The organism is Streptomyces sp. DH41, assembly GCF_029813785.1.
In the GTDB taxonomy this organism is placed as follows: Bacteria; Actinomycetota; Actinomycetes; order Streptomycetales; family Streptomycetaceae; genus Streptomyces.
The window spans coordinates 166,005-183,014 of sequence record NZ_JARVKY010000014.1; the positions used below are offsets into that span (position 1 = coordinate 166,005).

18 protein-coding genes are annotated in these 17,010 nt (G+C 72.6%); 7 read left to right on the top strand and 11 right to left on the bottom strand.

Annotated features, from left to right (window positions below):
* The first annotated feature begins 46 nt into the window (after window positions 1-46).
* Window positions 47-490, top strand: a complete 444-nt coding sequence (locus QC283_RS22980; RefSeq protein WP_279563515.1) for a cell division protein SepF — start codon at window positions 47-49, stop codon at window positions 488-490.
* Between the two features lie 62 nt (window positions 491-552).
* Here the strand turns inward: QC283_RS22980 and QC283_RS22985 are convergent, their stop codons facing one another.
* Window positions 553-1,743 carry an acyl-CoA dehydrogenase family protein gene (locus tag QC283_RS22985; protein WP_279563516.1) on the bottom strand — a complete coding sequence of 397 codons (1,191 nt, stop codon included), beginning with the start codon at window positions 1,741-1,743 and terminating at the stop codon, window positions 553-555.
* A gap of 264 nt (window positions 1,744-2,007) precedes the next feature.
* A complete protein-coding gene (locus tag QC283_RS22990) occupies window positions 2,008-3,609 on the bottom strand; it encodes an MFS transporter (RefSeq protein ID WP_279563517.1) in 1,602 nt (533 codons plus the stop codon).
* 261 nt (window positions 3,610-3,870) lie between these two features.
* Here QC283_RS22990 and QC283_RS22995 point away from each other — a divergent pair, with 261 nt between their 5' ends.
* Window positions 3,871-5,106 carry a mannosyltransferase family protein gene (locus QC283_RS22995; RefSeq protein WP_279563518.1) on the top strand — a complete coding sequence of 412 codons (1,236 nt, stop codon included), beginning with the start codon at window positions 3,871-3,873 and terminating at the stop codon, window positions 5,104-5,106.
* A 237-nt stretch (window positions 5,107-5,343) separates the two neighbouring features.
* Window positions 5,344-6,360, top strand: a complete 1,017-nt coding sequence (locus QC283_RS23000; protein WP_279563519.1) for a phosphatase PAP2 family protein — start codon at window positions 5,344-5,346, stop codon at window positions 6,358-6,360.
* 51 nt (window positions 6,361-6,411) lie between these two features.
* Here the strand turns inward: QC283_RS23000 and QC283_RS23005 are convergent, their stop codons facing one another.
* From QC283_RS23005 to QC283_RS23015, 3 genes are all read right to left on the bottom strand, one after another.
* Window positions 6,412-6,627 (bottom strand): I78 family peptidase inhibitor, encoded by a 216-nt coding sequence (locus QC283_RS23005; protein ID WP_279563520.1) that lies wholly within the window; start codon window positions 6,625-6,627, stop codon window positions 6,412-6,414.
* Between the two features lie 333 nt (window positions 6,628-6,960).
* Window positions 6,961-7,956, bottom strand: a complete 996-nt coding sequence (locus tag QC283_RS23010) for a helix-turn-helix transcriptional regulator (protein ID WP_279563521.1) — start codon at window positions 7,954-7,956, stop codon at window positions 6,961-6,963.
* A 141-nt stretch (window positions 7,957-8,097) separates the two neighbouring features.
* Window positions 8,098-8,916 (bottom strand): hypothetical protein, encoded by an 819-nt coding sequence (locus tag QC283_RS23015; protein WP_279563522.1) that lies wholly within the window; start codon window positions 8,914-8,916, stop codon window positions 8,098-8,100.
* Between the two features lie 453 nt (window positions 8,917-9,369).
* Here QC283_RS23015 and QC283_RS23020 point away from each other — a divergent pair, with 453 nt between their 5' ends.
* Complete coding sequence (locus QC283_RS23020; RefSeq protein WP_279563523.1) at window positions 9,370-10,161, top strand: hypothetical protein; 792 nt, start codon at window positions 9,370-9,372, stop codon at window positions 10,159-10,161.
* Between the two features lie 74 nt (window positions 10,162-10,235).
* Entirely contained in the window at window positions 10,236-10,526 is a 291-nt protein-coding gene (locus QC283_RS23025) for a hypothetical protein (RefSeq protein ID WP_279563524.1), read from the top strand.
* A gap of 15 nt (window positions 10,527-10,541) precedes the next feature.
* Here QC283_RS23025 and der read toward each other — a convergent pair whose 3' ends face one another.
* The 5 genes from der to aroH form a co-directional block, all read right to left on the bottom strand.
* A complete protein-coding gene (gene der / locus QC283_RS23030) occupies window positions 10,542-12,020 on the bottom strand; it encodes a ribosome biogenesis GTPase Der (protein WP_279563525.1) in 1,479 nt (492 codons plus the stop codon).
* Between the two features lie 75 nt (window positions 12,021-12,095).
* Window positions 12,096-12,683, bottom strand: coding sequence for a lysophospholipid acyltransferase family protein (locus tag QC283_RS23035; protein WP_279563562.1), 588 nt, complete (start codon window positions 12,681-12,683; stop codon window positions 12,096-12,098).
* Window positions 12,684-12,745: 62 nt separating this feature from the next.
* Window positions 12,746-13,441 carry a (d)CMP kinase gene (gene cmk, locus QC283_RS23040; RefSeq protein ID WP_279563526.1) on the bottom strand — a complete coding sequence of 232 codons (696 nt, stop codon included), beginning with the start codon at window positions 13,439-13,441 and terminating at the stop codon, window positions 12,746-12,748.
* Window positions 13,442-13,574: 133 nt separating this feature from the next.
* Window positions 13,575-14,660 carry a prephenate dehydrogenase gene (locus tag QC283_RS23045; protein ID WP_279563527.1) on the bottom strand — a complete coding sequence of 362 codons (1,086 nt, stop codon included), beginning with the start codon at window positions 14,658-14,660 and terminating at the stop codon, window positions 13,575-13,577.
* Window positions 14,657-15,019 (bottom strand): chorismate mutase, encoded by a 363-nt coding sequence (aroH, locus tag QC283_RS23050; protein ID WP_279563528.1) that lies wholly within the window; start codon window positions 15,017-15,019, stop codon window positions 14,657-14,659. The genes QC283_RS23045 and aroH overlap by 4 nt, the downstream gene beginning before the upstream one ends.
* A 135-nt stretch (window positions 15,020-15,154) precedes the next feature.
* Between aroH and QC283_RS23055 the strand changes: the two genes are divergently transcribed.
* Both QC283_RS23055 and QC283_RS23060 read left to right on the top strand, forming a co-directional pair.
* A complete protein-coding gene (locus QC283_RS23055) occupies window positions 15,155-15,553 on the top strand; it encodes a Rieske (2Fe-2S) protein (protein ID WP_279563529.1) in 399 nt (132 codons plus the stop codon).
* Between the two features lie 22 nt (window positions 15,554-15,575).
* Window positions 15,576-16,328: a nucleotidyltransferase domain-containing protein gene (locus tag QC283_RS23060; protein WP_279563530.1), complete on the top strand. Its 753-nt coding sequence runs from the start codon at window positions 15,576-15,578 to the stop codon at window positions 16,326-16,328.
* Here QC283_RS23060 and QC283_RS23065 read toward each other — a convergent pair.
* Window positions 16,245-17,006, bottom strand: coding sequence for a nucleotidyltransferase domain-containing protein (locus QC283_RS23065; RefSeq protein WP_279563531.1), 762 nt, complete (start codon window positions 17,004-17,006; stop codon window positions 16,245-16,247). The two genes, QC283_RS23060 and QC283_RS23065, sit on opposite strands and share 84 nt — an antisense overlap.
* Between the last annotated feature and the right edge of the window lie 4 nt (window positions 17,007-17,010).

Consider the following 17,010-nt stretch of genomic DNA (forward strand, 5'->3'; position numbering starts at 1 on the left):
CATAGGGATGCGGAAGCACGAAAGACCGCTGTGAGAGGAGGCGTCCATGGGATCGGTACGCAAGGCGAGTGCGTGGCTCGGCCTCGTCGACGACAACGATGACGAGCGTTACTACGACGACGACTACACCGAGGGCCCCGAGTCCCCGTCCCAGGACGCCTGGGTCACGGACCCGCGGGTGAGGGTGGCCACGGACGTGGCCGAGGAGAAGGGCCGCCGCATCGCCACGGTCACCCCGGATAGCTTCCGGGACGCACGTGCCATCGGCGAACTGTTCCGGGACGGCGTCCCGGTCATCGTGAACCTGACGGCCATGGAGGGCTCCGACGCCAAGCGCGTGGTCGACTTCGCGGCCGGGCTGATCTTCGGCCTGCGCGGTTCGATCGAGCGGGTGTCCACCCGGGTGTTCCTGCTGAGCCCGGCCGACACCCAGGTCATCAGCGGCGAGCCGGCCGCGCACCGTTCCGACGGTTTCTTCAACCAGAGCTGAGGCGGGGCCGCGCACCACGGCCCCGCCTCCCCCGCCGGCCCACCGGGTCCGCCGCCGGAGTCCTACCGGAAGGCGTCGAGTCCGGTGAGGGCCTTGCCCAGCACCAGCTGGTGCATCTCGACGGTGCCCTCGTAGGTGAGCACCGATTCCAGGTTCGTCGCGTGCCGCATCACGGGGTATTCGAGGGAGATCCCGTTGGCGCCGAGGATCGTACGGGCCGTACGGCAGATGTCGATGGCCTCGCGTACGTTGTTGAGCTTGCCGAAGCTGACCTGCTCGGGACGCAGGCGGCCGGCGTCCATGCGCCGCCCGAGGTGGTGGGCGAGCAGAATCCCCTTGTGCAGTTCGACCGCCATGTCGGCGAGCTTGGCCTGGGTGAGCTGGAAGGCGCCGATGGGCCGCCCGAACTGCTCCCGCGTCTTCGCGTACCGAACGGCCGACTCGAAGGAGCTGCGGGCCGCGCCCATGGCGCCCCAGACGATGCCGTAGCGGGCGTGGGAGAGACAGCTGAGCGGTCCGCGCAGACCCGTGACCTCGGGCAGTACGGCGTCAGCGGGCAGCCGTACGTCGTCGAGGACGAGCTCACTGGTGACGCTGGCCCGCAGCGACCACTTGTGCTTGATCTCGGGCGCCGAGAAGCCGGCGCTGTCGGTCGGGACGACGAAGCCGCGGATCCCGTCCTCGGTCTGCGCCCAGACGACGGCGACACCGGCCACCGACCCGTTGGTGATCCACATCTTGCGCCCGTTGAGCACCCAGTCGCCGCCTTCGCGCTTGGCGTGGGTGCGCATGTTGGCGGGGTCGGAGCCGTGGTCGGGCTCGGTCAGCCCGAAGCAGCCGATGACCTCGCCGGCGGCCATGCGCGGCAGCCAGGCCCGCTTCTGCTCCTCGCTGCCGAAGCGGTGGACGGCGTACATGGCGAGGGAGCCCTGCACGGAGACCAGGGAGCGGATGCCTGAGTCGGCCGCCTCCAGCTCCAGGCAGGCCAGTCCGTACTGCACCGCGCTCGCGCCGGCGCAGCCGTAGCCCTGGAGCGACATGCCCAGCGCGCCGATGCCGCCGAGCTCGCGGGCCAGTTCCCGGATGCCGGGCAGCTCGCCCTTCTCGTACCAGTCCGCGACGTACGGCAGCACGCGGTCCGCGGCCCAGTCCCGCACGGTGTCCCGGATCGCGAGGTCCTCCGGCTCCAGGAGGTCGTCGACGCCGAGCGGGTCGGCGGGGTCGAACGCGGGCGGCTTGGGGGACGAGGCCATGGGGACACCCTCCGGGACTGTGAAAACTAGCGCTGCTAGTTACGGTTCTCCTGCCGACGTTACGGTGCACCGTGGCGAACGTCCACCATGCGTCTCCCACCCACGCACCACCCGTTCACCGCCGATCGAGAGGTGAGCGTCGCCCGTGGGGCCCGAGCACCGCCGGCGGCCGCGGGCAGTGCCCCTCGCAAGCCGCCCCGCCGGGCGACGTCCCCCTCGTGACGGGCGGCAAACGGGCGATGCGCGGGTGGCAGACCATGTCGCTCACACCGACACGCGTGACTCCACCGCGTCCCGCGGCGCCGGCACCGCGACCGCCTCGCACTGCATCCCCCGCGGCAACCGCAAGGCCATCACCGCCCCCAGCAACAACAATCCCGCGCTCACCACGAGCGTCACATGCAGCCCGTGCACGAACGCGTCGGCCGCGGCCCGCCGCAGAGCGGCCCCCGCGGGCCCCCCGAGCTGCCCGGCGACCTGGTACGCCTCCCCCAGCGAATGCCCCGCCGCCACCGACGCCGACGCCGGCACCCCGGGCACGCCCCCCGCCAGCCCGGGCGCGTACGCCGCGTTCATCACGCTGCCCAGCAGGGCTATCCCGATTCCGGCGCCCAGCTGGTACGAGGTCTCCCCGATCGCCGCCGCCCCGCCCGCCTGCTCCTGCGGCGCCTCGCTCAGCATCGACTCGTACGCCCCGAAGAGCGTCGTCTCCAGTCCGAAGCCGAGGAGCACGAACCCGGACACCAGCAGCGCGCTGTTGTCCGCACGGCCCATCGCCGTCAGCAGCAGCACCGCCACGGCCGTCAGGCAGAACCCGGCGCACACCATCCGGCGCGGCCCGAACCGCCGCAGCATCCGCGCGCCCGCCAGCCCCGCCGCCATCGCCGCGAAGGTCAGCGGCAGCAGCCGCAGCCCGGTCTGGAGCGGCGACAGCCCGAGCACCAGCTGCAGGTACTGCGCCGCGACCAGCTCCAGACCCACCAGTGCCAGCATCGCCAGCACGATGCACCCCACCGACGTACTGAACGCCGGCCGCCGGAACATCTCCAGGTCCACCAGCGGATGCGCGCGTCGCCGCTGCCGTCGCACGAAGGCGGCCAGCAGGGCCGCGCCCACGACCAGCGGCAGCACGGTGAGCACGCTCGCCACCGGCTCGCCGCCGCCCAGCCGCTTCACACCCAGGACGACCCCGAACAGGCCGCCCGCCGCCATCAGCGCGCCGACCACGTCCCAGGGCCCGCGGCCGTCGCCCTTCGACTCGGGCAGCAGCAGCCGCCCCACCGGCAGGCTGACCAGCATCAGCGGGATGTTGACGAGGAAGACCGAACCCCACCAGAAGTGCTCCAGCAGGAAGCCGCCGAGCAGCGGCCCGAGAGCCGCGCCGACCGCGGCCACGGCACTCCAGACGCCGATGGCCAGCGCCCGCTCCCGCCGGTCGGGGAAGACCTGGCGCAGGATCGACAGCGTCGCCGGCATGATCATCGCGCCGCCGACACCGAGCAGCGCGCGGGCCATGATCAGGACCTGGGCGCTGTCGGCGAGGGCCGCCAGCACGGAGGCGACGCCGAAGAGCGCGTAGCCGAGCAGCAGGATCCGTCTGCGGCCCACCCGGTCGCCCAGCGTGCCGAACAGGATCAGCAGCGAGGCGCAGACGAGCGGGTAGACGTCGACGATCCAGAGCAGTTCGATCGCGCCGGGCCGCAGGTCCTCGGTGACGGCGGGGACCGCCACGTGCAGGACGGTCGCGTCGACGGCGACCAGCAGCAGGCTGACGCAGAGGACGACCAGGACCACCCAGCGGTTGGCACCGGCCCCGGCCGCCCGGCGGCGCAGCGCGGCGGCAGCGGCCGTGGTCGTCCCGGACATGTACGTACCTCCAAGGAAGTTCCCTCGCGTCCGGCGGGCCGCGCGGGGTGGGGACTCCCCTGCGGCTCGGCCGGAGAGGAGCGGGGTCTCCGGGCCGTGCGACGGGACGCGAGTGACTCGTCAGAGTACGCGAGACCTCCTCTCACGCACGTGGCGGGCCTCACACATCCCGCGTCACCTGTGTGGCATGCGCCACCGCGGCCACTGCCCCGCCCGCCCCGGCCCGCCGGTCACCGCCGCCCCCAGCGGATAATCGAGCCCGTGACCGATCTTGAAACGCGCACGGCGGGCCGCCCCGGTGCCCTGCGCCGGGCCGCCCCGGCGCTCCTCGGCTACGCGGCCGTACGCGCCCTGGGCCTGCTCGCCCTGGCCCTGTGGAGCGCCGCGCGCGACAAGAGCGCGTACACGCTGCTGACGGCCCGCTGGGACTCCCTCTGGTACACCAGGGTCGCCGAACTGGGCTACGGCTACGAGGTACGCCTGCCGAACGGCGACGTCCACTCCAACCTGGCCTTCTTCCCGCTGCTGCCCTGGCTGGAGCGGCTCGGCGCGGCGGCGGGGCTGTCGTACGCCGACGCCGGGTTCGTCGTGAGTCTGCTCGCCTCGCTCGCCGCGGCCTGGGGGATCTTCGCGGTGGCCGAGCACCTGTACGGCCGGAATGAGAAAGGCGCGCAGCGCGGCCTTGGAAGGGTGGTGGCGGGAGACGGGCGGGCCGGGGTGTACGCGGTGCTGCTGTGGGCCGTGCTGCCGGTCGGGATCGTGCAGTCGATGGCGTACAGCGAGTCCCTGTTCACGGCGCTCGCCGCCTGGTCGCTGTACGCGGTGCTGACCGGGCGCTGGGTGACGGCGGGGGCGCTGGCCGCGCTGGCCGGGCTGACCCGTCCGGTGGGGCTCGCGGTGGCGGCGGCGGTGTGGGTGGCCGCGATCGTGGCATTCGTGCGAACCCGGAGCGAGGCCGTCACGGACGGCGCCCACGGCTCGCCGCGCGCCCCCGGCGAGGGCGCGCGGCGCGTGTTCGGCATGCTCCTCGCGCCCCTGGGCGCCGCCGGGTACGTGCTCTGGGTCGGACACCGCACCGGCGAGGGCCCGCTGGGCTATCTCGACGTCCAGGCCGGCTGGCGCAACGGCTTCGACGGCGGCGTGGCCTTCGCCCGTTTCGTCGCCGACAAGTTCACGTCGCTCCCGTCGGCCCTGGCGGGCGTCGGACTGATCGCCGGGGTCGCTCTGCTCGTGTGGCTGTACATCGGCTGCGTACGGCAGCGCCAGCCGCTCGCGCTGCTGGTGTACTCGGGGATCGTCACCGTCCTCGCCCTGTGCGCGTCGAGCTACTTCGGTTCGAAGCCCCGGCTGCTGATGCCCGCCTTCCCGCTGCTACTGCCCCTCGCCCTGGCCCTGGCCCGGACGCGAACCTCCAGGTCGGCCCTGATCGTCGGCGGTGTCGCGGTGGCGTCGGCGGTGTACGGGGCGTTCTGGCTGAACGGCTCCGGCCCGCCCTGACCGCTCCGGGTGCCCGATGGCCACCGGGAGAATTCCGTACCAGCATTCGGTGAACGGAATTCATAAGCACGATAAACCGCCGACCGGACCGATCAAAGGAATTGAAGTCCACAGCGGGACCGAATTACGGATTCCTCGGAAAGAAACCACCGCCTGAGAGGAATCCCACATCACATCGTCATCACAAAGCCGTTGATTCGTCCGGGATCACTCCTCACTCGCTGTAACGTCGATTGTGTGCGTACCGAACGGAACCTCACCCGTCTGGACCGGGTGTTCGCGAGACTGGACCGGGAGCCGGAACGACCGGCCCACCTAGATGTGCCGGAGATGAGCCGGCACAGGATTGCGCTGTTCTCGGGAACCCTCGCGTTCTACGTGGCGATCGTGTGGGCCGTGCTGATCACCTCGTGGCTGGTCCGGCTCGACTGGCAGGTCATGTTCTTCCGGCCCTACCAGCAGTGGCCGGAGCTCCACGCGTTCGTCGACTACTACGTGGTGCTCGGCCAGCGCGGCCCCACCGCGGTGATGGTCGCGGCCTGGCTCGGCTGGCGTTCCTGGCGGCAGCACACGCTGCGGCCCCTGCTCGCGCTCGGTGTCTCCCTGCTCCTGCTGAACGTCACGGTCGGTGCCGCCAAGTACGGCATGGGCCGACTGGGGCCGCACTACGCGACCACGATCGGCGCGAACGAGATGTGGCTCGGCGGCGATATATTTCCGAGCGGTCACACCGCGAACGCCGTCGTGACCTGGGGCATCCTGGCCTATCTGGCCTCGACGCCCAGGGCGCGACGCTGGCTGTCGGCGCTGTCGGCGGTCACCTCGCTCGGCGTGGGCCTGTCCACCGTCTACATCGGTACGCACTGGCTCAGCGACGTGGTCCTCGGCTGGACGGCGGGGCTGCTGATCCTGCTGGCGCTGCCGTGGTTCGAGCCGCTGATCACCCGGGCCGAGGCCTGGATCCTCGGCCTGCGCGACCGCTGGTTCGCCCGCCGCGGACGCACGACGACGGCGAAGCAGCCGGTCAGCACGCCCGTGGTCCTCACTCCGCCCGACTCCGACCGGGAGGAGACCCCGGCCCGCGAGCCGGTCGCCGCGCCGCGCACCCGAGCCCCGGCGTACCTGGCTCCGGGCCCGCACACGGCCCGCTCGGACCGTACGCCGGTGACCCCGGCCGGCAGCCGCCGGCCACCGCACGCCGACCGTCACCCGCGAGGCGCGGCCCCGGCCGCACGCCCGCTGTCGGGCGGCTGACCGTTCACCCCACGACGCGGGGGCCGGTACGCACAGCCTCTCCCCCGCGGGTCAGCCCTTCCAGGCCCGGGCCACGCGGCCGTCCTTCACCTCGAAGTTGAGGCGGCCCACGCGGTACTCCATGGTGATGACCGTCCCCGGCGCCAGTGACCGCACCGTCGACCATCCCCGCTCCCGCGCGAGCCGTTCGGCCGCGTCGGACGCGAGGCCGACGTAGGTGTCCGGACTGTCCTGGGGTTCGGCCGGGGGTGTCGGAATCGGTGCCATGCCGCCACGCTATGCCCTGCTCCACGACCGGGGAAGTCCAGGCCGGTAACACGGGCGACCGAGGCACCCACGGTCACACTTCTGTCACAGGATCACGGTCCGTGTTTCGGTCGAACTCCGTCACACGGACGGACGGATTCGTACGCCTTACGCGGGCCCCAGTGGTGAATTTCCGCGTGTCGCGTCACTCCTTCGAATAAGCGGACGGAAAAGGCTTCGAAGCGCTTCGGACGCTCCCCGCATTCCGCGTCCGAACATCTCCGGAGATCCCCGAACGGACGTACGGGCGACTTGCGGGAGACCGGACATCCGCACAGGAAACACACTCCCCGCTCACAGGTTCGCCCCGGGCGTTCCGGGTCGCTCGGTCCGGGACAGGGCGCGGGTGAGCCGGTCCCGCGCCGTCCGGATCGCCTCCGTCAGCCCGTCCGGCTCCAGCACCTCGAAGTCGAAGCCCAGCATCATCACGTGCACCACCATGACGTCCAGACTCCCGGCGCCGGTGCGCAGGAGGCAGCTGTCCGGGCCCTCCGCCTCCAACACCCCGGCGGTGGGCGAGATCCGCTCGGCGGCCTCCTGGAGGGGCGACAGCAGCCGGACGACCGCGTGTGTGGCGTACGCGCGCGTGGAGACGCCCTCGGAGACGTAGGCGGCCAGGTCCTCGGCGGGCGGTCGGCGCGGGACGAAGCGGGGGCCGTGCGGCGGCTTCGGCGTGACGCGGTCCACCCGGAACGTGCGCCAGTCCGCGCGGTCGAGGTCGAAGGCGACCAGGTACCAGCGGCGCTCGGAGCACACCAGCCGGTACGGCTCGACGGTGCGGCGGCTGTCGGTCCCGTCGTGGCCCCGGTACGCGAAGCGCAGCCGCTCCCCGTCGCGGCACAGGTTGGCCAGCTCGGTCAGGACACCCGGGTCCACGGCCGAGGGCTGGGGCCCGCGCAGCATCGGCACGGTGAAGGCGTTGAGGGCGCCCACGCGGCGCCGCAGCCGGCTCGGCAGCACCTGCTCCAGCTTGGCGAGGGCGCGTACGGAGGTCTCGCCGATGCCCTCGATGCCCTGCCCGGCGGCCGTGCGCAGCCCCACGGCGACGGCGACCGCCTCGTCGTCGTCGAGCAGCAGCGGCGGCAGCTCGGCTCCCGCGCCCAGCTGGTATCCGCCGCCGGTGCCGGGGCTGGCGTTGACCGGGTAGCCCAGTTCGCGCAGCCGGTCCACGTCCCGGCGCACGGTGCGCGGGGAGACGCCGAGGCGGTCGGCGAGGTCCGGGCCGGACCACTCCCGGTGGGCCTGGAGGAGGGAGAGCAGGCGCAGCAGTCGTGCCGAGGTCTCGAGCATGGCGCCGAGTCTGCCAGCGGTCGCGGACAGGGAGTGTCCGCGGTCAGGGGTCGCTCCCTGTCCGGCGGTCGCCGCCGGTCCCGCGGTCGCCGCCGGTCCCGCGGTCGTCAGAGTCCCGCGGCCGTCAGAGTCCCGCGGTCGTCAGAGCTCCAGCGGCGTGACCGAGAGCGACAGGTCGTTGTCACGGGTGTAGTACGGACCGGCCTCCACGGGACCGTGCGGCGTGCGCACCCGCGTGCGTGGATGGGCGAGGAGGGGATGCTTGTCGGCCACGTCGTCCAGCAGCCGCGCCAGCCGCACGGCCGGCCCGTGCTCACCGGTGGGCCGCAGCCACAGGTCCCACTCGCCCGGCGTCAGGGCGTCGTAGGGCACGGTGAAGCCGAACTCCGCCCGGTCCGCCGCGACGTCCAGCAGGCGTACGCCGTCCTCCGGGGCGCCGGACCGGGGCCGCAGCTCCGCGTGGGCGCCGGGAGCGAGCTGCGTGCCGTACACCCGTCCGCGTACGGTCAGCCCGCCCTCCACGAGACGAAGCTCCCCGGCCTCCGCGTGCGGTGCGCGCAGCCAGCTGCGGACGGTGAGGTTGCCCTGCCGGGTGGCGTACGGGATGCGGACGGCGACGTGGCCGAGCAGCCCGCCGGGGGTGCGGTCGGCGAGGGAGCGCAGGTCGGTGACGCCGGGCACCAGGCGCCGCGGCTCGCCGTCGGACACGCGCGCGTAGGCGTCCCAGCGGCCCTCGGGCAGGGCCACACTGCTGGGCAGCGCGGCGCGCAGCCGGCCCTCGGCGGCCGGTGCGAGCGGCAGGCTGACCGTGTCGTCGGCGGCATCGGTGTCACGGCGGCGCAGTATGAGGAGGGCCGCCCCGGTGTTGTCGGGCGCGGCGACGTCGAAGGTCAGACCCCCCGCGGAGTCGCCGATGCAGTCGGCGCGCAGCGGGGCGGCCGGTGGGGCCGGCGGCGTCATGCGGTGCGAATCCTCCCTGGGCTTTCTCGTCGTCCGGTCAGACCCGGAACCCCGCCATCTGGTTGTCCGTGTCCGGTTGCGATGTGGTCACGACCGGACGGCGGGGCCGACGCGCCGGGTGGAGGTGGAGAAATCCAGCCGTTACCTCGGGTATCAGCCATTTCCGGACATCCACTTCATTCCCTGATTTCCTGATTTGTCGACCAGGAGGCATGGCGATCCGCGACCCACTCGGATGCCTCAATGGCCTTGCGCCGCACCCCAGTTGACGGCCTTCGAGCGGTGCGGACCGACGGATGCCCGGGCGCGCCGGATGGTTCGATTCGGTGGGCCATGGGGCGTGACTCCCGCCACGGATCGCCCGTTGTCTTCTGCATGAGCCGGGGACCCGCCCGGACCACGGCCCGGGAGCCACCCGGTCCGGTCACGCACCGCATCCCGAGGGAGCCACCCGTGCCGCGCATGCTCGACGTCAGCGACGACGTACGCGCCGAGATCGGCGACGAAGAAGCCGACCGCCTGCTCGCCGGGGAGTCCGCCCCGGGCAGCTACGACTGCACGTCCTGTCGCACCCCGGGCGACTGCGCTCAGGAGCGCACCAGCACCGTTCTGTTCATCGGGGACGAGACCGCGGTGCTCGCCTTCGCCCACGCCGGGTGTCTGCCCTCGCAGGTCGTCAAGGTCACCGAGGAACAGCTCCAGGGAGCCGTGAAGTCCATCAACTCGGACAACGCCGGGCGCGAGCAGGCCGCGCCCGAGAAGCTCGCACCCGAGCAGGCCGTGCTCGGCGTCACCAGCGGACTGATCCTGATCGCCGGAGAGCTCCACCCGGCCCTCGTGGTGGAGCCGACCGCCCCCGTCGCCCGGCCCGGCACGGTCGGCGCCGGCGACGACTTCCTCCCGCTGCTCATCGAACAGGGCTTCATGCCGGTCACCGAGCTGACCACCGCGCCGGCCGTGCTGCACGGCTGGTCGGTGCTGCTCGCGATGGGCCAGCTGCACGCGGTGCTCCAGCCGGGGACGAGCGGCGGCCGGCCGGTGGCCTGGTGGCAGGCGCACCAGCCCCTCCAGGTCACCGAGGGCTGGCGCACGGCGGCCAACAAGCACCAGCAGGTGCTGATGTTCGCGGCGCCCGTCGGTTCGATCGGACGGCAGCCACGCGAGGACCTGCTGCGGGACGCGCTGGACAAGGCCGCGGCGAACGGGCAGCTGGTCGCCGCGGCACTGCCGCTGGCCGGAACCTGATCACCGTCCGAGCGGCTGCCGGACGGCCACTGCCTGGGCCGCATCTCTTCCAGCGCGGTGTCGTTTGGACATACGTGTACGCATACGACGCCTTCCACCGCCAGGGCGGCCCCTCGGCCACGCCGATCTACGACGCGCTCTACGCCGAGTACGTCAGGTCCTTCCGATCGCTGCCGGGCGATCGCAGCGGCGAGGAGGAGCTGGGATTCACGGCCTTCCGGAGCATCCCGCGCAGCAGAGGCGCCTACAGCGCCTACAGCGCGGGGGCCCACAGCGCCCGCGTCGGCCAGCAGACGGTGTGGCAGCGTGTCGGCACACACCACGTTCCGGCAGCTCTGCCACCGGCCCCGCGCAGAGGCGCCTGACAGCGACGTGAGTGACTACTTCTTCTTCGCGCCGCGCTTCTCGCGCACCCGCACCGAGATGTGGATCGGCGTCCCGTCGAAGCGGAACTCCTCGCGCAGCCGGCGCTCGATGAAGCGCCGGTAGCCCGCCTCGATGAAGCCGGAGGCGAAGAACACGAACCGCGGGGGCTTGGTACCCGCCTGCGTACCGAACAGGATGCGGGGCTGCTTGCCGCCCCGCACCGGGTGCGGGTGGGCGGCGACCAGCTCACCCAGGAAGGCGTTCAGCCGGCCCGTCGGGACGCGGGTCTCCCAGCCGGCCAGCGCGGTCTCGATCGCCGGGACCAGCTTCTCCATGTGCCGGCCGGTCTGCGCCGAGACGTTGACCCGCGGCGCCCACGCCACCTGGCCGAGCTCGGTCTCGATCTCCCGCTCCAGGTAGTAGCGGCGCTCCTCGTCGAGGGTGTCCCACTTGTTGTAGGCGACGACGACCGCGCGGCCCGCCTCGACGGCCATGGTGACGATCCGCTGGTCCTGGACCGAGATCGACTCGGAGGCGTCGATGAGGATGACGGCGACCTCCGCCTTCTCGACGGCGGCGGCGGTGCGCAGTGAGGCGTAGTAGTCGGCGCCCTGCTGGAGGTGGACCCGCTTGCGGATGCCCGCCGTGTCGACGAACTTCCAGGTCACGCCGCCCAGCTCGATCAGCTCGTCGACCGGGTCGCGGGTGGTGCCGGCCATCTCGTTGACGACGACGCGCTCCTCGCCCGCCACCTTGTTCAGCAGCGAGGACTTGCCGACGTTCGGCCGGCCGATCAGGGCGATGCGGCGCGGGCCGCCGACGCCGGTGCCGAAGGTCTGGGCCGGGGCCTCGGGCAGGGCCTCCAGGACCCGGTCCAGCATGTCGCCGGTGCCGCGGCCGTGCAGCGCGGAGACCGGGGAGGGCTCCCCCAGCCCCAGCGACCACAGGTAGGCGGCGTCGGCCTCGCCGCTCTGGCCGTCCACCTTGTTGGCGCACAGCACGACGGGCTTGCCGGCCTTGCGCAGCAGCCGTACGACCGCCTCGTCGGTGTCGGTGGCGCCGACCTTGGCGTCCACGACGAAGACGACCGCGTCGGCGGCCTCGATGGCGTACTCGGCCTGCGCGGCCACGGAGGCGTCGATGCCGAGGACGTCCTGCTCCCAGCCGCCGGTGTCGACGACCTTGAAGCGGCGGCCGGCCCACTCGGCCTCGTAGGTGACGCGGTCGCGGGTGACGCCGGGCTTGTCCTCGACGACGGCCTCGCGGCGGCCGATGATCCGGTTCACCAGGGTCGACTTGCCGACGTTGGGACGGCCGACGACGGCGAGGACGGGCAGCGGGCCGTGCCCGGCCTCCTCGATGGCGCCCTCGACCTCCTCGATGTCGAAGCCCTCTTCGGTGGCCAGCTCCATGAACTGCGCGTACTCGGCGTCGCCGAGCGCCCCGTGGTCGTGCTCCTCGCCCGAGCCCTCGGAGTGGATGTGGTCGTTCATGAAGTCCGTACCTCGTTCATCGTGGTGATCGTGGCGCACCCTGATTTCGCCGGGCGGGCCACTACTCAGTGTCGCCTAGCGCCCGGTGAGGCGCCTGGCGTTTTCCAGGTGCGCGGTGAGCTGCTTCTGGATGCGTTCGGTCGCCTCGTCCAGCGCCTTGCGGGTCCGCCGTCCGCTGCCGTCGCCCGCGTCGAAGGGGTCGCCGAAGACGACATCGACGCGCGAACGCAGCGGGGGCAGTGCCTTTATCAACCGTCCGGGCCGGTCGGAACTTCCCAGCACCGCGACCGGGACGATCGGGGCGCCGCCGCGGACCGCGAAGTACGCGAGCCCCGCGCGCAGCGCGGCGAAGTCGCCCTCGCCCCGGGTGCCCTCGGGGAAGATGCCCAGCACGCCGCCGTTCTCCAGGACGCCGAGCGCCTGGGTGATGGCGGTGCGGTCGGCGCTCGAGCGGTCCACCTTCAGCTGGCCGATGCCGAGCAGGAAGGGGTCCAGCGGACCGATGAACGCCTCCTTCTTGATCAGGAAGTGCGTCGGCCGGGGCGCCACGCCCATGACCATCGGGCCGTCGACGTTGTGCGAGTGGTTGACGGCGTAGATCACCGGTCCGGTCACGGGCACCCGCCAGGCGCCCAGCACCCGCGGCCGGAACAGCCCGTACATCAGTCCGACGCCGATGCGCCGTCCGATCTCGGCCCCTCTCTCGGAGGGCACGGAGGGTGCGGTCACTTCCCCGCCCGCTTCTCCTCGACGAGGGTGACGACACACTCGATGACCTGCTGGAGGGTGAGGTCGGTGGTGTCCACCTCGACCGCGTCGTCCGCCTTGGCCAGCGGGGAGGTCTTGCGGCTGGAGTCGGCGGCGTCCCGCTTGATCAGGGCCTCGCGCGTGACGTTGACGTCGGCGCCCTTGAGCTCACCGCTGCGCCGGGCGGCGCGCGCCTCGGCCGAGGCGGTGAGGAAGATCTTCAGGTCGGCGTCCGGCAGCACGGTCGTCCCGATGTCACGCCCCTCGACGACGATGCCGAGCCGCGCGGCGGCGGCGATGGTGCGCTGCAGCTCGGTGATCCGGGTGCGGATCTCCGGCACGGCGCTGACCGCGCTGACCTTGGAGGTGACCTCCTGGGTGCGGATCGGGCCGGCCACGTCCACGCCGTCGACCGTGATGGTCGGCCCCGCCGGGTCGGTGCCGGAGAGGATCTCGGGCTTGCCGGCCGCGGCGGCGATCGCGTGCGGGTCGTCGGTGTCGATGCCGTTGTTGACCATCCACCACGTGATCGCCCGGTACTGGGCGCCGGTGTCCAGGTAGCTGAGGCCGAGCTGCTCGGCGACGGCCTTCGACGTGCTCGACTTGCCCGTGCCGGAGGGGCCGTCGATGGCGACAATCACGGCCGGGGCGGTCGGGGCGGCGCCGTTTTCCACGAGGGGACACCTTCCTGGTGCGGTGCGGTGAGTGGTGTGCGGGACGCGAACGCGTCCCGCACAAGGTTACTGGCTCCGCGAGACCCCTCCGACAGTCGCCCGGGGCCTCGGCATCACCACCGGGCTCCCGGGGTCACTGCCGGATCGCCCAGCCCCGCTCCTTCAGGGCCGCCGTCAGCACGGAAGCGGCCTTCGGCTCGACCATCAGCTGCACCAGACCGGCCTGCTGACCGGTCGCGTGCTCGATCCGTACGTCCTCGATGTTGACCCCGGCCCGTCCCGCGTCCGCGAAGATGCGGGCCAGCTGGCCGGGCTGGTCGTCGATGAGGACGGCCACGGTCTCGTAGACGCGGGGCGCGCTGCCGTGCTTGCCGGGGACCCGCACCTGTCCGGCGTTGCCGCGCCGCAGCACCTCCGCGATGCCGGTGCCGCCCTCGCGGCGCTTGTCCCCGTCGGAGGACTGCAGGGCGCGCAGGGCCGCGACCGTCTCCTCCAGGTCGGCGGCGACGTCGGTGAGCAGGTCGGCGACCGGCCCCGGGTTGGCGGAGAGGATGTCGATCCACATCCGGGGGTCGGAGGCGGCGATCCGGGTCACGTCGCGGATGCCCTGCCCGCACAGCCGTACGGCGGCCTCCTCGGCGTGCTCCAGGCGGGCGGCGACCATGCTGGAGACCAGGTGGGGCATGTGGGAGACGAGGGCCACGGCGCGGTCGTGGGCGTCCGCGTCCATCACCACCGGCACCGCGCGGCAGTGCGAGACCAGTTCCAGGGCGAGGTTCAGCACCTCGGTGTCGGTGTCCCGGGTCGGGGTCAGCACCCACGGGCGGCCCTCGAACAGGTCGCCGGTGGCGGCCAGCGGTCCGGACTTCTCCCGGCCGGACATGGGGTGGGTGCCGATGTACGCGGCCAGGTCGAGCCCCCGTGCCTCCAGCTCACGCCGGGGACCGCCCTTGACGCTGGCCACGTCGATGTACCCGCGGGCGGCACCGCGCGCCATGGCGTCGGCGAGCACGTCGGCCACCAGGGCCGGCGGGGCGGCGACGATCGCGAGGTCGACCGGACCGTCCGGGGCCCGCTCGGTGCCGGCGCCCAGCGCGGCGGCCGTACGGGCCTGCTCGGGATCGTGGTCGGCGAGGTGGACGGTGACGCCCCGCTGGGTCAGCGCGAGGGCGGCGGAGGTGCCGATGAGGCCGGTGCCGATGACGAGTGCGGTTCTCACTGGGCGATGTCCTTGCGCAGGGCCGCGGCGGCGCCGAGGTAGACGTGGGCGATCTCGGCGCGGGGCCGGTCGGACTCGATGTGGGCGAGGATCCGGACGACGCGGGGCATGGCGCCCGCGATGTCCAGCTCCTGGGCGCAGATCAGCGGGACGTCGGTGATGCCGAGCCCCCGCGCCGCGGCGGCCGGGAAGTCGCTGTGCAGGTCGGGCGTGGCCGTGAACCAGATGCTGATGAGGTCGTCGCCGGTCAGGTCGTTGCGCTCCAGGACGGCGGTCAGCAGCGCCGCGACCCGCTCGTCCATGTGCCCGGCTTCGTCCCGCTCCAGTTGGACGGCGCCCCGGACCGCTCGTACCGCCACGGCGATGCTCCTTGCTGACGTGCGTATCGGTTCTTGGTCCGTCCAGCGTAGTCAGCCCGCCGCGTGCCGGTCCGGGGCGCCCGTCTCCTGAGACGCTGGCCCCGGCCGGAACCTCCCCTCCCCCGGAGCTGCGACATGACCCATACCCCGACCCGCCGTACGGTCCTCCTCTGCACGGGCGGCGCCGCGCTCTGCGTGGGCTGCGGCGGCGGAGGCGACGACGGCGACGCCTCGGCCGCGTCCCCCGGTCAGGAACTGGCGCCGACGAGTGACATCCCGGTCGGCGGCGGCAAGGTCTTCGCGGACGAGAAGATCGTGGTGACCCAGCCGGAGCAAGGCGAGTTCAAGGCGTTCTCGGCAATCTGCACGCACCAGAACTGCCTCGTGTCGGACGTACGGGACGGCTCCATCGACTGCGCCTGCCACGGCAGCAGGTTCAGCATCACCGACGGTGCGGTGGAGCAGGGCCCGGCCACCAGGCCGCTGCCCGAGGAGCGGATCGCGGTGGACGGAAACTCGGTCCGCCTGGCGTGAGGCGTCCGCGTACGCTCCCGGCATGGAACCCGGGACCCTGGTACGCGACCACACGATCTACGCCTGTGTCATGGGTTCGCGCGCCTTCGGTCTGGCGACGGAGGACAGCGACACCGACCGCCGGGGCGTGTTCCTCGCCCCGACTCCCCTGTTCTGGCGCTTCGAGAAGCCGCCGACGCACGTGGAGGGCCCCGCCGAGGAGCAGTTCAGCTGGGAGCTGGAGCGCTTCTGCGAGCTGGCCCTGCGCGCCAACCCGAACATCCTGGAGTGCCTGCACTCCCCGCTCGTGGAGTACGCCGACGACACCGGCCGCGAACTGCTCGCCCTGCGCGAGGCGTTCCTCTCCCGCCGGGTCCACGAGACGTTCACCCGCTACGCGCAGGGCCAGCGCCGCAAGCTCGACGCCGACGTGCGCACCCACGGCGCACCCCGCTGGAAGCACGCGATGCACCTGCTGCGGCTGCTGACGAGCGCCCGCGACCTGCTGCGCACGGGCACCCTCACCATCGACGTCGGCGACCGGCGCGAGTCGCTGCTCGCCGTGAAGCGCGGCGAGGTGCCCTGGCCGGAGGTCGAGTCCCGGATGGCCCGCCTGGCCGAGGAGGGCGAGGAGGCCGCCCGGCGCGGTCCGCTGCCCGGGGAACCGGACCGGCGCCGCGTCGAGGACTTCCTCGTCCGCACCCGCCGCGTCTCAGCCCTCCGGGCGGTCCAGACGGATCCGTACGACGAAGTCGTGCAGGGCGTCGTGCGAGGTGGCGGCGTCGGGCAGGGCTGACGCCGCCTGCGCCTCGTCCAGTACGCGGTGCAGCCGCTCCACGTCGGCGCGCACGCGCGCGTGGTCGACGCCGGCGTCCCCGTGCTCGCGCTCCGCCTTGGCGGCGATCAGCTCGGGCAGGTAGTCCGGGGCGGCGTCGACCTCGCCGAGGAGCGTGGGCAGGTGGGGCCGCACCTCGCCGCCGCGCATCAGATGGATGCCCGTGAGCAGCGCCCGGAAGGTGTACAGCAGCGGCTTCAGCTCGCCGGTCTTCTCGAACAGCCGCCACTGGGTGTTCGCGAACCCCCGGTAGTGGTGGGCGTGGTGGCTGGTGAGGACGCCCGGCGCGAGGGCGGCGAGCTCTCGGTGCGCGTCGGTGGTGTGCACGACCAGCGGTGACAGCAGCTGCTCCAGCACGTAGCCGTTGCGCCGCAGCATCAACCGTACGAACTTGCGCAGGTCGTGCGTGACCAGGTCCATCTCGACGCCGTCCCGGTCCCACATCCGCGACCTGGTCTCCTCCGGCTCGCGCAGCCCGACCAGGTCGGCGGCCGGCAGCAGGTGCACGCCGCGCAGGTCGACGTCCGAGTCGCGGGAGGGGAAGCCGTAGAGGTGGGCGCCGGAGACGGTGGCGAACAGCACCGGGAAGGGCTGTTCGGCCACCACCGGGGCCAGGTCGATGTCCAGGGCGTCGATCACGCGC